At 70.4% G+C, this 14,098-nt stretch carries 14 protein-coding genes; 9 read left to right on the forward strand and 5 right to left on the reverse strand.

Annotation, left to right across the window (positions count from 1 at the left end):
* Window positions 1-30: 30 nt before the first annotated feature.
* Complete coding sequence (locus tag H5395_RS04885) at window positions 31-597, reverse strand: hypothetical protein (protein WP_182791399.1); 567 nt, start codon at window positions 595-597, stop codon at window positions 31-33.
* A 125-nt stretch (window positions 598-722) separates the two neighbouring features.
* Here H5395_RS04885 and hemB point away from each other — a divergent pair, with 125 nt between their 5' ends.
* Both hemB and H5395_RS19410 read left to right on the forward strand, forming a co-directional pair.
* Window positions 723-1,727, forward strand: a complete 1,005-nt coding sequence (hemB, locus tag H5395_RS04890; RefSeq protein WP_182791400.1) for a porphobilinogen synthase — start codon at window positions 723-725, stop codon at window positions 1,725-1,727.
* 95 nt (window positions 1,728-1,822) lie between these two features.
* Window positions 1,823-3,043: a glycosyltransferase gene (locus tag H5395_RS19410; protein WP_220494824.1), complete on the forward strand. Its 1,221-nt coding sequence runs from the start codon at window positions 1,823-1,825 to the stop codon at window positions 3,041-3,043.
* A gap of 52 nt (window positions 3,044-3,095) precedes the next feature.
* Here the strand turns inward: H5395_RS19410 and H5395_RS04900 are convergent, their stop codons facing one another.
* From H5395_RS04900 to H5395_RS04915, 4 genes are all read right to left on the reverse strand, one after another.
* Window positions 3,096-3,749 carry a lytic transglycosylase domain-containing protein gene (locus H5395_RS04900; RefSeq protein ID WP_182791401.1) on the reverse strand — a complete coding sequence of 218 codons (654 nt, stop codon included), beginning with the start codon at window positions 3,747-3,749 and terminating at the stop codon, window positions 3,096-3,098.
* Window positions 3,750-3,898: 149 nt separating this feature from the next.
* A complete protein-coding gene (ssb, locus tag H5395_RS04905; protein WP_182791402.1) occupies window positions 3,899-4,432 on the reverse strand; it encodes a single-stranded DNA-binding protein in 534 nt (177 codons plus the stop codon).
* A 67-nt stretch (window positions 4,433-4,499) separates the two neighbouring features.
* The gene (gene aroB, locus H5395_RS04910; RefSeq protein WP_182791403.1) at window positions 4,500-5,600 is read right to left on the reverse strand and encodes a 3-dehydroquinate synthase; all 1,101 of its coding nucleotides are present in this window, start codon (window positions 5,598-5,600) and stop codon (window positions 4,500-4,502) included.
* Window positions 5,597-6,133, reverse strand: coding sequence for a shikimate kinase (locus H5395_RS04915; protein WP_182791404.1), 537 nt, complete (start codon window positions 6,131-6,133; stop codon window positions 5,597-5,599). The genes aroB and H5395_RS04915 overlap by 4 nt, the downstream gene beginning before the upstream one ends.
* A gap of 198 nt (window positions 6,134-6,331) precedes the next feature.
* On the opposite strand from H5395_RS04915, the gene H5395_RS04920 reads away from it, so the two are divergent.
* From H5395_RS04920 to accB, 7 genes are all read left to right on the forward strand, one after another.
* Window positions 6,332-6,550 (forward strand): hypothetical protein, encoded by a 219-nt coding sequence (locus tag H5395_RS04920; protein ID WP_182791405.1) that lies wholly within the window; start codon window positions 6,332-6,334, stop codon window positions 6,548-6,550.
* Complete coding sequence (locus tag H5395_RS04925) at window positions 6,537-8,147, forward strand: hypothetical protein (RefSeq protein WP_182791406.1); 1,611 nt, start codon at window positions 6,537-6,539, stop codon at window positions 8,145-8,147. Before H5395_RS04920 ends, H5395_RS04925 begins: the two co-directional genes overlap by 14 nt.
* Window positions 8,144-9,148 carry a tyrosine recombinase gene (locus H5395_RS04930; RefSeq protein ID WP_182791407.1) on the forward strand — a complete coding sequence of 335 codons (1,005 nt, stop codon included), beginning with the start codon at window positions 8,144-8,146 and terminating at the stop codon, window positions 9,146-9,148. Before H5395_RS04925 ends, H5395_RS04930 begins: the two co-directional genes overlap by 4 nt.
* A gap of 365 nt (window positions 9,149-9,513) precedes the next feature.
* Window positions 9,514-11,535, forward strand: a complete 2,022-nt coding sequence (gene tkt, locus H5395_RS04935) for a transketolase (RefSeq protein WP_182791408.1) — start codon at window positions 9,514-9,516, stop codon at window positions 11,533-11,535.
* 112 nt (window positions 11,536-11,647) lie between these two features.
* Window positions 11,648-12,559 carry a DMT family transporter gene (locus tag H5395_RS04940; protein WP_182791409.1) on the forward strand — a complete coding sequence of 304 codons (912 nt, stop codon included), beginning with the start codon at window positions 11,648-11,650 and terminating at the stop codon, window positions 12,557-12,559.
* Complete coding sequence (locus H5395_RS04945; RefSeq protein ID WP_182791410.1) at window positions 12,556-13,539, forward strand: lysophospholipid acyltransferase family protein; 984 nt, start codon at window positions 12,556-12,558, stop codon at window positions 13,537-13,539. Before H5395_RS04940 ends, H5395_RS04945 begins: the two co-directional genes overlap by 4 nt.
* 51 nt (window positions 13,540-13,590) lie before the next feature.
* Window positions 13,591-14,097, forward strand: a complete 507-nt coding sequence (gene accB, locus H5395_RS04950) for an acetyl-CoA carboxylase biotin carboxyl carrier protein (RefSeq protein WP_182791411.1) — start codon at window positions 13,591-13,593, stop codon at window positions 14,095-14,097.
* The last annotated feature ends 1 nt before the right edge of the window (window position 14,098 follow it).

The following is a 14,098-nucleotide window of genomic DNA, read 5'->3' on the forward strand; positions in this document are numbered from 1 at the left end:
AAACCGCGAGGGGCCGAAGTCAAGCGGCGCTTACAGCCCGTTCGGATGCGCGGCCAGCCAGATCGTCCCCCAGACCGCCGCGACCGCCACCGCTAGCGCCGACATTGCCAGCGTCGCCCGCAGATGCCCGGCGATCCGCGCGGCGATCTGGCTGGCCGCTTCCCCGACCGGCAGCCGTCCGCCTTCGGCCTCGGCCAGGGTCGCCCGCAGACGGGCGGCGAGCCGCAGCCGCATCCAGCCCAGCAGCATCAGGGGGCCGATCAGCAGCAGCAGCGCCTGCGCCAGTTCCAGCCCGTAAACAAACCCCAGCCCCGCCAGCATCGACAGCACAAAGGAGGTCACGCCCAGCAGCACCGCGCCATCATCCTGCATCAACTGCCAGCGCGGCGTGACCAGCGACACCCAGTCCAGCAGCCGCAGCGCAGCGGCTTCATCACTCGCGCCTCCGCGCTTCTGCAGGCTGCGGACCAGTTCGGGCGGGATGCCCAGGGCGCCGCGGCTGACCCAGGTCCAGGTGACGGTCAGCATCAGCCAATACCACAGCGACGAAAAGGACCGCGTATCCAGCGCCTCGATCAGCCCTGCCGTCCCTCCCATCGCTGTCTCCACCTGCGAACCGGCGATCACCCTAGCCACGCCGGCCGCCCGGGGGCAAGCGGGGCCGGTTGCAAGGGGCCGCGGGGTCGTGGCAAGCAGGCCACTGTCCTGCAAGGAGCCGCCCCATGCCCGCCACCCCCATCATCGCGCCCTTCCCCGCCACGCGCCTGCGTCGGCTGCGCCGCACCCCCGCCCTGCGGGCGCTGACGGCGGAACGGCAGGTCTCGGCCCAGAACCTGATCTGGCCGATCTTCGTGACCGAGGTTGCGGGCGGCGAGGGCGAGGTCCCCTCGATGCCCGGCGTGGACCGGCTGACGCTGGACGGAGCCAAGCGGGCGGCGGAAAAGGCGATGGAACTCGGCATCCCCGCGATCTGCATCTTCCCCCATTCCGACCCCGACCTGAAAACGGAAGGCTGCGAAAGGGCGTGGGACCCCGAGAACATCGGCAACCGCGCCATCCGCGCGATCAAACAGGTCGCGCCGGACCTTGCGGTGATGACCGACATCGCGCTGGACCCCTATAACATCAACGGGCACGACGGCTTTGTGCGGAACGGAGTCATCCTGAACGACGAGACGATCGAGGCGCTGGTCCGCATGGCGCTGGCGCAGGCCGAGGCCGGGGCGGACATCCTCGGGCCGTCCGACATGATGGACGGGCGGATCGGGGCGCTGCGGCGGGCGCTGGAAAGCGCGGGCCACAAGGACGTGGCGATCCTGTCCTATGCGGCCAAATTTGCCTCGGGTTTCTACGGGCCGTTCCGGGACGCGGTCGGCGCCTCGGGGCGGCTGGTGGGCGACAAGAAGACCTACCAAATCAACCCCGCGAACCGGGACGAGGCCCTGCGCTGCGTCGCCCGCGATCTGGCCGAAGGCGCGGACATGGTCATGGTCAAGCCGGGGATGCCCTATCTCGACATCTGCCGCGAGGTGAAGGACCAGTTCGGCGCGCCGACCTTCGCCTATCAGGTCAGCGGCGAATACGCGATGATGGAGGGCGCGATCCGCGCCGGCTGGCTGAAACGCGAGGTGGTGATGGAAAGCCTGCTGTGCTTCCGTCGCGCCGGATGCGACGGCATCCTGACCTATTACGCACCACAGGTGGCCGAGGCCCTAGCGCAAGGCTGAGCGTCGTCAAAGAGCCGGCTTCCTGTATCTGTCATAACATTTTTCGGCATGCTAGCGGGGCGGGATGACGCATCCCCGCTTTCCCGGACCCCATCGTGCCTGATCCCGCCGCCCTTGATATCTCCGAAACGCAAGTCCGCTCTCCGCTTCATCCGACACAGGCGAAAGGTGTAGCGGTCCGCACGTCCCGGATCGTCGCCATCTCTGACTTCTGTTCACGGGTGCCGCCCGAGCCTCGGGCCGCACGCGAGCCGGCATCGGGCGCGCTGCCGCCCCTTGCCGACCGCGCCGAGGTCCGGGTGACCGGCGGCTATCTCGAACGCCTGCCGCTGGCCGCCGTGGCCTCGGGCCTCGTTGACGCAGCCGAGATATGGAGCTTTGCGGGCCGCAACGGCGAATCCGATGCCGACTGCAACCGCCCCTGCGGCACTCCCGATCCCGCGCGGCCCGGCCTGACCCGCCGGGTGTTCCGGGCGGACGGCCCTTCCCCTTACGGTTCGGCCGAGGCGCTGGCCCATGTCGCGGCGCATGGTGCGCCCGATATCCTGTGCGTCTGGGGCCTCGGCGTCGATGCGGCGCTGATGGAGGCCTGCGCGGGCGCGGTCACGATCTACAACTCCATCGACGCGCCCGCCCTGCGGTTGCCCGACGACATCGCCCGCCGCTTCGACCTGTTCCTGACCGGGGCCGAGTGGCAGTCGGACGAGATCCGCGCCCGCATCCCCGGCGCGCGCTGCCTGATGCTGCCCATCGGCCCCGAGTTCGCTTCGGGCGACACCTTCCACCCGACCGGTGCGCCCAAGGACCGCGACGTGGTCTATGTGGCCTGCACCCAGCCCTACAAGCGGCACGACATCCTGTTCGACGCGCTGGAACGCCGCCCCGGCACCTCGGCCCTGCTGGTGGTGGGCTACGGCCACATGACCGAGGAACTGCGCGCGGATGCCGCCCGCCGGGGGCTGGACGTGGAAATTGTGGGTCCCTTGCCCCATGACGAAGTGAACCGCCAGATCAACCGCGCCCGCATCGGCGTGGTCTGTGGCCAGCACGACGGCGCCCCCGCGATCCTGACCGAATACCAGCTTGCCGGGTTGCCGGTGCTGGCGAATGCGGACCTTGTCTGCGGGCTGCAATACATCACGCCCGAAACCGGCCTTGCCGCCGCACCGGGGGCGGAATTCGCCGCCGCGATGGCCCGCCTGATCGAGCGTCACGTCGACTATGACCCCCGCCCTCATGCGCTGGCGAACTGGGGCTGGCAGGCCAGCATCGTCCGGCTGAAGGCCGGGATCGACACGATCCGGACGGGACGCTGAAAAGGGAAAGGCCGCCCTCGGGCGGCCCTGCAATCGCAATGGCGTCGGCGGCTCAGCCGCCGGCGATGATGCGGACGTAGTTGCGGGTCTCGCGATACGGCGGGATGCCCTTGTGCTTGGTGACCGCGCCCGGACCGGCGTTATAGGCCGCCAGTGCCAGCCGCCAGTCGCCGAAGGTGTTGTACATCATCCGCAGGTAGCGCGCCCCGCCGTCCAGGTTCTGCACCGGGTCGTTCGGGTTCACCCCCAGCTTGGCCGCCGTCGCCGGCATCAGTTGCGCGAGGCCCGTCGCACCCTTGTGCGAGCGCGCGCCTGCGTTCCAGCCCGATTCCTGCTGGACAAGCCGCAGGAACAGGTCCTCGGGGATGCCGTGCTTGCGGGCGGCGGCGCGGGCATGGGGCAGGTACTGGCTGCGCTGGTTGCCGGTATAGCGCGGGATCGACCCGGCGCTGCCGTCGAGGCTGATGACCGTCACCGTCCGTTCCTTGCCGGCGTCGGGCCGCAGCCGCTGGGACCGCTGGTACTGCGCCGCCAGACGCGAATCCATCAGTTGCGTCTGCTTCTGGAACTGCACCGCCCTCGACTTGGAGGACGCACCGCCCAGCCGCAGGCCATCCGCCTGCGCCGGGGCGGCCACCGCAAGGCCGGCAAAGGCCAGCGCGGTGACCTTGGCCCACCGCGTCACGTTCGCGATCACTGCGTTCATCAGGAAGCTCCCTCGCCGCTTATCGTTTTACCGGCACGATACCCGAAACCGGCTTTCGTGCCAGTCGCCGCGTGCAGCATGGCGGGAGACCTTGCGAAAGATCGGCAAAAACCCGCCGATCTCTCGGAGATTACCTTTTAACAACTTGGTCAGAAAGGGATCTCGTCGTCGAAGTCCGGCGTGCCCCGGCCCTGGCCACTGCCCGAACCGCCTCCAGAGGGACCCCGGTCAGAGTCGGCATAGCCCTCGTCATAGCCGCCGCGCGAGCCTCCTCCGAAGCCGCCGCCGCCCTGTCCGCCGCCACCGCCACCGCCACCGCCACCGCCACCGCCACGGCTGTCCAGCATCGTCAGCTCGCTGCGGAAGGGGCGCAACGCCACCTCGGTCGAATAACGGTCGGTGCCGGACTGGTCCTGCCACTTGCGGGTTTCCAGTTGGCCCTCGATGTAAATCTTCATCCCCTTCTTCAGATATTGCTCGGCCACGCGGACCAGCGGTTCCGAGTGGATCACGACCGTGTGCCATTCGGTGCGCTCGCGCCGCTCGCCCGAGGTGCGGTCCTTCCAGTTTTCCGAGGTGGCGATCCGCAGGTTGGCGATCTTGCCGCCGTTCTGGAAGGTGCGGATTTCCGGGTCCTGACCCAGGTTGCCGATCAGGATGACCTTGTTGACGCTGCCTGCCATGTGCGGCTCCTTCAGGGGTGTCGAATCCGCTCTTACTATCCCGAGGTTTAACGGGGGGTAAAGCCGATCATCTGGCTTGGCCGAGGGTTGCGGCGATCGCCGCCGGATCAATGTCCGAGGCAACAAAGGCCCGCCCGATCCCACGCGCGAGGATCAGCCGCAGCCGTCCGTCCACAACCTTCTTGTCCTGCCCCATCAGCGCGATCAACCCCGCGTCATCCGGCAGATCGCCCGGAATGTCCGACAGCTGCGCCGGCATTCCCATCGCCGCCAGATGCGCGCCGACCCGTGACGGGTCCTCCTGCGGGCAGAGGCCCAGCCGCGCCGACAGGTCAAAGGCCAGCGCGCAGCCGATCGCCACGCCCTCGCCATGCAGCAGCCGGTTGGAATAGCCGGTCGCGGATTCCAGCGCATGGCCGAAGGTGTGGCCCAGGTTCAGCAGCGCGCGGTCGCCCTGCTCGGTTTCATCCCGCGCCACGATGGCGGCCTTCATGGCGACGGAATGGGCCACCGCATGGATCAGCGCCTCCTGGTCCCGGCGCAGACGCGGCCCGTGCTCCTCCAGCCAGCCGAAGAAATCCGCATCCCCCAGCAGCCCGTATTTCACCACCTCGCCATAGCCCGCGCGGAAGTCGCGGGCGGGCAAGGTCGCCAGCACATCCGTATCCGCCAGCACGAGGCTCGGCTGGTGAAACGCCCCGATCAGGTTCTTGCCCTGGGGCGAGTTGATCCCCGTCTTGCCGCCCACGGAACTGTCCACCTGCGCCAGCAGCGTCGTCGGAAGCTGCACGAAGCGCACGCCCCGGCGCAGGATCGCCGCGGCGAAGCCCGCGAGATCGCCGATCACGCCCCCGCCCAGCGCGATCACGATGTCGCGCCGCTCGATCCGCTCGGCCAGCAGCCATTCGACCGCGCGGCCGAGGTGATCCCAGCTTTTCGTGGCCTCGCCCGCAGGCAGCGCCAGGGCCGAGGATCTGATCCCCGCACGGTCCAGGGCGGCAGACAGCGCGGGCAGGTGCAGGGCGGCCACCCGCTCATCCGTCAGGATGGCGACGCGGGGGCGCGACAGCAGCGGGGCGATTTCCTCGCCTGCGCGGGCGATCAGGCCGGGACCGATGCGGACGTCATAGGAACGCTCGCCCAGGGCGACGGGGACGGTGCGGATCATGCGGGCTCCAGGATGTCGGGACAGGCGGCGCGGATGGCACCGAGCACCCGCGTCGCGGTGGCCTCGACCGTGTCGCGGTCCTGCACCGCCACGGTGATGTCGGCCAGCGCATAGACCGGTGCGCGCTCGGCCAGCAGGCGTTCCAGCGTGCCGCGCGGGTCTTCGGTCTGCAGCAGCGGACGGGTCGGCTTCTGCCTGACCCTGCGCCACAGCGTCGAAAGTTTTGGGTCCAGCCAGACCGATACCCCTGCCGCCGAGATGATCTCGCGGTTCTCGGGGCGCAGAAAAGCCCCGCCGCCCGTCGAGACGATGCCGGGCGGGCCGCGCAGCACGCGGGCCAGCACCTCGGATTCGCGGGCGCGGAAAAAGGCCTCGCCGTCGCGGGCGAAGATCTCGGGGATGGCGGCGGCGGCGGCGCGCTCGATCTCGGTGTCGGTGTCAAGGACGGGCACGCCGAGGCGGCGGCCAAGCTCGGCCCCGACCGCCGACTTGCCGGCCCCCATCATGCCGATCAGCACGATGCTGCGTTTCACCGCTTTCGTTCCTTTCGGCTCCGGCATGGTCGACTCGCTCAAATACAAGGCGCGGGGTGAAAGACCACGGGATTTTAGCTATCCGCTCTCGGTCCCGTGCAAGGGTCGCGGCTTTCAACCGGCGCGGCAACGGGTTATCGGATGGCGCGAAGGCGTGCCAGTCGCAAGTGGGCGGGCCGTGAAGGAAAGGACCTGTCCATGCGGCTGCTGCGCGTCATCATCTTCCTTGCCGTGGCAGGCGTGATCGCACTGGTGGGCTATGCCTATTTCGGCGACATGACCGCCGACCCCAGGCCGATCCGCGTCCCGGTCGAGCTTGACCTGAACCTTCCCCCCGCCACCGCTCCGGCAGCGGCGCCGGCTGCGGCGCCCGCCGCCGCACCCCAGGAGCAAGGCGATCCCGATGCGCTGGACTGATCTCGTCCTGCTCGGCGCGCTGGCCGCCGCCGGCCCGGCATTCGCGCAGGGAACCGGCGTCCCCGCGGCGGCCAGCGACTGGCTGGGCGGCACCGCCCCCCCTCGCCCGCCCGCGACCGGCTGGCGTCCGGGCGAGCCTGCCCCATTCGAGGCGCAGCGCCGCCGCTCGGACCCGCCGCCCGGGCGCCCGGCGACCCTGAAGCCGCCGCGAGAGCTTGCGACCTCGGCCGCGCCACCCCCGGTGGGGGTGATGCGGCTTTCGGACGGCAACCCCGACACCAAGGGCGCCATCCCCGCCGAGGCCGCGCGCCTGCCCCGCGACCTGTGGGGCGCCGCGCCCGCAGGGGACGTGGCGCAGGCGATCGCCGCCGCCCAGCCGCGCCTTGCCGCCAGCCGCGCATTGTTCCAGCGGATGCTGACCGCGCAGCTTCAGCCCCCCTCGGGCGCCGCCGCAGGGGATGAAGGGCGGCTGTTTCTTGCCCGCGTGGACCGGCTGATCGCGGCCGGGCGGCTGGACGACGCCGATGCGCTGTTGCAATCGGCCGGCTGGTCGGACGGCCCGCGCTTTGCCCGCCGCTTCGACATCGCGCTGCTGCGCGACACGGCGGACGAGGTCTGCGCAACGATGGATCTGCGTCCCGGCCTTGCCCCGGACCTGAGCGCGCGCATCTACTGCCTTGCCCGGACAGGCGACTGGAACGCCGCCGCCTTGACGCTGCACGGCGCGAGGGCGGGCGGAATGATGCCGTCGCAGACCGTGGCGCTGCTGGAACGTTTCCTTGACGACGGCTCGGCCGATCTGTCCGAGCCGCTGCCCGATCCCGCGCAGGTCACGCCGCTGGAGTTCCGGCTGTTCGAGGCGATCGGCCAGCCGCTCGCCACGGCCGACCTGCCGCTGGCCTTTGCCTGGGCAGACCTGAACGGCAATGGCGGCTGGAAGGCGCGTCTGGACGCGGCCGAGCGGCTGGCCCGCGCCGGCGCCATCGACCCCGCGCCGCTGGCGGCGGCCTATCTGGACCAGCGGCCGGCGGCCTCGGGCGGGGTCTGGGACCGCGCCGCCGCGTTCCAGCGAATCGACGCGGCGCTGGAGGCGGGCGATGCGGCAAAGGTTTCGGCAGAACTGCCGGAGGCGGCCGCGCTGTTCCTGCAGGCAGGGCTGATCGTCCCCTTCGCGCGGCTGGTCGGCCCCGCGCTTTCCGGGCTGACGCTGGATTCCGGGGCGACCGAGACTGCGGCGCATCTGCGGCTGCTGACCGGCGTGCCGGGCACGCAGCCGGGCGATGTGCCCGCCCACGATCGGCCGCTGCTGGCGCTGGCCGAGGGCGACCCCGGCGCGGCCGTCGCCTTTCCGACCGGCAGCACCGGTGCCGCCTATGCCGAGGCGCTGGCAGCCAGGCCCCTGCCCGAAGCCCCGCCCGAGGGCCGTGGCCTCGCGCTGCTGGCCGCGATGGCGGATGTCGAAGCGGGCCTGGACGGCGACGTTGCCCGCGCCGCAACCGGCCTGCGCCGAATGGTCGAACTGGGCCAGCCCGCCGACGCCCGCCTTGCCGCCGTCGAGCTGCTGCTGACCGAGCACATGGGCGGCCCCCGCCGATGAGCGGCCCGCGCCGCCCCGGCCGTCCGCCCGCGCGGCAGGACAAGGGCGCGGTCGAGGACCTGCGGCGCATCGGCGCCTTTCTCGACGCGCAGGCGGCCGAGGCGGGGGCGGCGCACAATACGCTGCTGGCTTATGGGCGCGACCTTGCCGACCTCGCCGCATGGGCCGCGCGGCAGGGGATAAGCCTGACCACCATGACGCGCGAGGACATCGAGGCTTATCTGTCGGCTTGCGACGCCGAGGGCCTGTCCCGCGCAACCCGTGCCCGCAGGCTCTCTGCGATCCGCCAGTTCACCCGCTTCGCCCTGGACGAGAACTGGCGCGAGGATGACCCCGCCATCCGCCTCTCCGGCCCCGGCCGCGGCCAGCGGCTGCCCAAGGTGCTGAGCCAGGCCGAGGTCGGCAGGCTGCTCGACATCGTCCCGACGCATGGGGCCTCGCCCGAGGACCGCGCCCGCAACACCGCCGCGATGGAGCTGATCTATGCGACCGGGATGCGGGTCAGCGAACTGGTCTCGCTGCCCGTGGCCGCCCTGCGGGGCGACCCGGAACTGCTGCTGATCCGCGGCAAGGGCGGGCGCGAGCGCATGGTCCCACTGACCGGCCCCGCCCGCGCGGCCGTTGCCCGCTGGCTGGTCCTGCGCGACGCAGCCCCCGCCGGCAGCGCCTTGGGAAGGCTGGTCGCGGGCAAGGGCGCACGCTGGCTTTTCCCCGCCGCCGGAGCCGCCGGCCACATGACCCGGCAGGCCTTCCACGGGATGCTTGCGAATCTGGCGGCGGCGGCTGGCCTGCCGCCGGGCAAGGTCACGCCCCATGTCCTGCGCCACGCTTTCGCCACGCATCTGCTGGAAGGCGGGGCCGACCTGCGGGCGATCCAGACCCTGCTGGGCCACGCCGACCTCGGCACGACGGAAATCTACACCCATGTCCTCGACGAGCGGATGCGCGAACTGGTGCTGAACCACCATCCGCTCGCCCGCCGCCATTCATCATTTTCATAGGTGAATGATGCCAAGGGGCGTCTCCGCTTGCGCCGCAGTCCTCGCTTGCGCCGCATCAGATTGGCTGCGGGCGGGAAGAACAACTGCATCGGCCGCCTGAACTTGCGGCAACCACCACGTCCTTCAGTCTTTCGCCATGAAATTGCTCGGCGCTTCCGAATGGGCAGCGGCAAGCCCGTTTGAAAACCGCTCTCCTGATCATCCCGCCGTTGGAAGGGATCGATAAGGTGCATTCGGATAGCCATGCCGGGACCTGCCGGGCATTGCCCCCGTCCGGGACCGCCACGTCAGCCGCCGCCCGCAGCTTGCAACCCGTCCGGTCGATGCCTATCACCCTGCCAACCCCTGAACCCCGGAGCCGCCCCATGCCTCTTACCGCGCGCCGCCTTGCCGATCCCGACCACTGGAACCTCGCCAGCGCGATCCGCGTGCTGTCGATGGACGCGGTCGAGGCCGCGAACTCGGGCCATCCGGGAATGCCCATGGGCATGGCCGACGTGGCGACCGTGCTGTGGGGCAAGCACCTCAAGTTCGACGCCTCGGCGCCTCACTGGTTCGACCGCGACCGCTTCATCCTGTCGGCGGGCCACGGCTCCATGCTGATCTATTCGCTGCTGCACCTGACGGGGTTCGAGCAGATGACGCTCGACCAGATCCGCAACTTCCGCCAATGGGGCGCGGCGACGGCGGGCCACCCGGAGTATGGCCATGCCGAGGGCGTGGAGACCACCACTGGCCCCTTGGGCCAGGGCCTTGCGACCTCGGTCGGCTTCGCGATGGCCGAGGCCAAGATGCGCGCCGAGTTCGGCGAGGAACTGTGCGACCACCGCACCTGGGTCATCGCCGGCGACGGCTGCCTGATGGAAGGCATCAGCCAGGAGGCGATCACCCTTGCCGGGCACCTGCGCCTCGGTCGCCTGATCGTCCTGTGGGACGACAACAAGATCACCATCGACGGCGCGGTGTCGCTGTCGGATTCGACCGACCAGCTCAAGCGCTTCGAGGCGGCGGGCTGGCGGACGCTGTCCTGCGACGGCCATGACCCGGCCGACATCGACCGCGTGCTGACCGCCGCGAAAGAGGACGACGGCCGCCCGGTGCTGGTCGCCTGCAACACCACCATCGGCTATGGCTCGGCCAAGAAGGGCGGCACCTCGGGCGTCCACGGCTCGCCGCTGGGGGCCGAGGAGATCGCGGCCACCCGCCTGGCTTACGCTTGGGAACACGAGCCCTTCGAGCTGCCCGACGAGTTGGTCGCCCGCTGGCGCGAGATCGGCGCGCGCGGTGCCGCCGACCGCAAGGCTTGGAACGCCCGGGTGGACGCCCTGCCCGACGCCCAGCGCAACGCCTTCGCCTCGCGCGTGGCCGGAGAGCCGAACGAGGCGCTCGCTCCCGCCATCACCGCCCTGAAGGAGAAAGCCAGCGCCGAGCAACCCAAGGTCGCGACCCGCAAGGCGTCAGAGATGGTGCTGGAGGTCGTCAATCCGATCCTGCCCGAAACCATCGGCGGCTCGGCGGACCTGACGGGGTCCAACAACACCAAGACCCGCGACCTCGGCATCTTCGACGCCCAGAACCGCGCAGGCCGTTATGTCCACTGGGGCATCCGCGAACACGGCATGGCCGCCGCGATGAACGGCCTCGCCCTGCACGGCGGCTTCCGCCCCTATGGCGGCACCTTCCTCGTGTTCACCGACTACATGCGCGGCGCGATGCGGCTGTCGGCGCTGATGGGCGTGCCGGTCGTCTATGTAATGACCCATGATTCCATCGGCCTTGGCGAGGATGGCCCGACCCACCAGCCGGTCGAGCACCTGGCCATGCTGCGCGCCACGCCCAACACCTGGACCTTCCGCCCTGCCGATCTGGTGGAAACCGCCGAGGCCTGGGAACTGGCGCTGACCACCGACTTGACGCCTTCGGTCCTCGCCTTGTCGCGGCAGAACCTGCCGACCGTTCGCATGGAACATACGCCCGAGAACCTGACCGCCAAGGGCGCCTACATCCTTCGCGAAGCCTCCACCCAGCCCAAGGCGGTCCTGATGGCCTCCGGCTCCGAGGTGGAAATCGCCCTCAAGGCCGCCGAGGCGCTGGAAGCCGATGGCACCCCCACCCGCGTCGTCTCGGTCCCCTGCATGGAGCTGTTCCGCGACCAGCCCGAGGGCTACCGCGCGGAAGTCTTGCCCGAAGGCCCCGTCCGCGTCGCCATCGAGGCCGCCGTCCGCCAGCCTTGGGACTGGCTGCTCATGGGCGAGCGCGGCGACTGGAAGCGTCAGGACTTCATCGGCATGACCGGCTTCGGCGCCTCCGCTCCCGCCGATAGGCTCTACAAGGAGTTCGGCATCACCCCCGAGGCCGCGGTGGCAAAGGTCAAGGCGCTGCTGTGAGACATGCATCGCAGCCCGGCCGCGCGGCCCCCTGCGCTCCGGGTTGTCTTTCGGCCCCAAATATCCCCCGCGGAGCGTCCGGCAGATCAACCGGGCGCAGGGATTCCCCCTGATGGCAACCCTGCAGCCCGAACCGCTTCCGGCGGCGCGACCGAAAGCGTCGCAGCAATCGCTGGGCATCCTCGCACTGCTCGGCTCGGTCTTCCTGTTCACGCTTATGGACGCGACCGGCAAGCACCTGACGCAAGCCGGCTACCACCCCGGCCAGATCGTCTGGTGCCGCATGGCGCTGAACCTCGGCATCATCCTGCTGGTGCTGGCGCCCCGGCTGCGGCGGGTCGTCCGCTCGGCCTCGCCCCTGCTGCAGGTAGGACGGGGGCTGACGCAGCTTGCCTCTATCGGGCTGTTCTTCACCGCGCTGCAGTTCATCGGGCTGGCCGAGGCGACGGCGATCATGGACATCAATCCGGTCCTCATCACGCTGGGCGCGGCGCTGTTCCTCGGGGAAAGCATCGGCCCGCGCCGCATCGCCGGCATCACCGTCGCGCTGGCGGGCGCGATGATCGTGATCCGCCCCGGCGCGGGCGTCTTTCAGCCCGCCGCCCTGCTGCCGCTGCTGGGGGCGGTCAGCTACGCGGCGGGCGCGATCATGACGCGGATGGTGCGCGGCGACGGCATCGCGACCTCGATCCTGTGGTCCACCGGGGTGGCAACGATCGGCGCCTCGCTGGTCGCCCCCTTCGTCTGGCAGCCCATCGCCCCTGGCGACATCTGGGCTTTTGTGGCGCTGGGCCTGTTCGGCACGCTGGCCCAGGCGCTGCTGATCCGGGCCTTCGCCATGGCCGAGGCCGGCGCCATCGCCCCGTTCGGCTATACCGGGCTGATCTGGGCCGCGCTCTGGGGCTGGCTGTTCTTCGGCGCGGTGCCGGATGGCTGGACCGTCACCGGGGCCTGCATCATCGTGGCGGCGGGACTTTACGTCTGGGCGCGAGAGGCGCAGGCCACCCACGGATCAAAGCCATGACACAGACGCCTGAGGAACCGCCCATTCCCCTGTCGGACCGGCTGACAAGCGGCGCCTTCCGGCTGCTCGTCGGCGTCTTCCGGCTGATGCCCTATCGCCGCCGGGTGCCGGCAATGGGCTGGGCCTTCGCCTATCTGGTCGCCCCGCTCGCGGGCTGGCGCCGGCGCATCCGCGACAACCTCGCGCTCGCCCGTCCCGACCTGACCCCGGCCGAGGTGCGCCGCCTGACCCGCGCCGTCCCAGATAATGCCGGCCGCGCCCTGATCGAAACCTACTCGGGCACCGAGTTCACCGCCCGCGTCGGCGCAAAGGACCGCCTGGCCGGCCCCGGCCTGCCCGCGCTGGAACAGGCGGCGGCGGCAGGGCGGCCCGCTGTCCTCGCCTGCGCGCATTTCGGCAACTACGACGCCATGCGGGTGGCGCTGGCGGCGCGCGGCTGGAGCATCGGCGCGCTTTATCGCCCGATGAACAACCGGGCCTTCAACCGTCACTACGTCCCTGCGATCGAGGCGATCTCTCAGCCGCTGTTCCCCCGGGGACGCACCGGGCTGGTGGGGATGCTGCGGTTCCTGCGGGGGGGCGGGATGCTGTGCCTCGGCTTTGACCAGTATGACCGCCACGGCGCGACGCTGCGGTTCTTCGGCCTGCCCAGCCAGACTGTCCTGACCCCGGCGGAACTCGCGCTGCGCTATGGGGCGCTGCTGGTCCCCGTCGCAGCCATCCGCCAGCCCGACGGGCTGAGCTTCCGCGTCGAGGTGGGCGAGCCGGTGCCGCCCACTGACCCGGAAACCATGATGCAGGTGCTGAACGACGACCTGGAACGGCGGGTGCGCGCGCATATGGACCAGTGGCTCTGGATTCACAGGCGCTGGAAGGACCTGTCCGGACGGCCCGACAGCGATGACGACACGCCCCTGGCGGGTGGTCCCTCGGCGCCTTCGGCCGAAACGGTTTCCCTTGCGCCGCGCGAAGGTTTATAACGCGCGGCGAAAACGCCGCGACCCCAGAACGGCCCAAAGGCAGAGATTTAGATGAGCGAGAACGACCAGACCCGGCATCACGCGGGCGACACCGCCTTTATCCAGGCGCTGGCTGAGCTTCTGAACCGCAACGAGCTGACCGAGATCTCGGTCAAGCGCGAATATGGCGAGAACGACCGCCTGACCGTGTCGCTGTCCAAGCATGGCAAGCAGGTCCTCGTCCAGGCCGCGGCTGCGCCGATGCAAGCGCTACCCGCGCCCGTCGCCCCCCCCGCCCAGCCCGCCGCCGCCGCGCCTGCGGGTGCGGGCGATCCGGCCAGCCATCCGGGCGCCGTGACCTCGCCCATGGTCGGCACCGCCTATCTGTCGGCCGAGCCGGACGCCGCGCCCTTCGTATCCATCGGTCAGACGGTGGCCGAGGGCGACACGCTGATGATCGTCGAGGCGATGAAGACGATGAACCACATTCCCGCCCCCCGCGCCGGGACGGTGCGCCGGGTGCTGGTCGAGGACGGCACCCCCGTCGAGTTCGGCACCCCCCTGATGATCGTCGAGTAAG

This window comes from Paracoccus sp. MC1854 (assembly GCF_014164635.1).
In the GTDB taxonomy this organism is placed as follows: Bacteria; Pseudomonadota; Alphaproteobacteria; order Rhodobacterales; family Rhodobacteraceae; genus Paracoccus.

Bases quoted from the DNA above. Each gene is read 5' to 3' on its own strand.
- tkt (WP_182791408.1), top strand. From the start codon at position 9,514: ATGCCTCTTACCGCGCGCCGCCTTGCCGATCCCGACCACTGGAACCTC.
- H5395_RS04885 (WP_182791399.1), bottom strand. From the start codon at position 597: ATGGGAGGGACGGCAGGGCTGATCGAGGCGCTGGATACGCGGTCCTTT.
- H5395_RS04920 (WP_182791405.1), top strand. From the start codon at position 6,332: ATGCGGCTGCTGCGCGTCATCATCTTCCTTGCCGTGGCAGGCGTGATC.
- H5395_RS04900 (WP_182791401.1), bottom strand. From the start codon at position 3,749: ATGAACGCAGTGATCGCGAACGTGACGCGGTGGGCCAAGGTCACCGCG.
- aroB (WP_182791403.1), bottom strand. From the start codon at position 5,600: ATGATCCGCACCGTCCCCGTCGCCCTGGGCGAGCGTTCCTATGACGTC.
- accB (WP_182791411.1), top strand. From the start codon at position 13,591: ATGAGCGAGAACGACCAGACCCGGCATCACGCGGGCGACACCGCCTTT.
- ssb (WP_182791402.1), bottom strand. From the start codon at position 4,432: ATGGCAGGCAGCGTCAACAAGGTCATCCTGATCGGCAACCTGGGTCAG.
- H5395_RS04945 (WP_182791410.1), top strand. From the start codon at position 12,556: ATGACACAGACGCCTGAGGAACCGCCCATTCCCCTGTCGGACCGGCTG.
- hemB (WP_182791400.1), top strand. From the start codon at position 723: ATGCCCGCCACCCCCATCATCGCGCCCTTCCCCGCCACGCGCCTGCGT.
- H5395_RS04940 (WP_182791409.1), top strand. From the start codon at position 11,648: ATGGCAACCCTGCAGCCCGAACCGCTTCCGGCGGCGCGACCGAAAGCG.
- H5395_RS04930 (WP_182791407.1), top strand. From the start codon at position 8,144: ATGAGCGGCCCGCGCCGCCCCGGCCGTCCGCCCGCGCGGCAGGACAAG.
- H5395_RS04925 (WP_182791406.1), top strand. From the start codon at position 6,537: ATGCGCTGGACTGATCTCGTCCTGCTCGGCGCGCTGGCCGCCGCCGGC.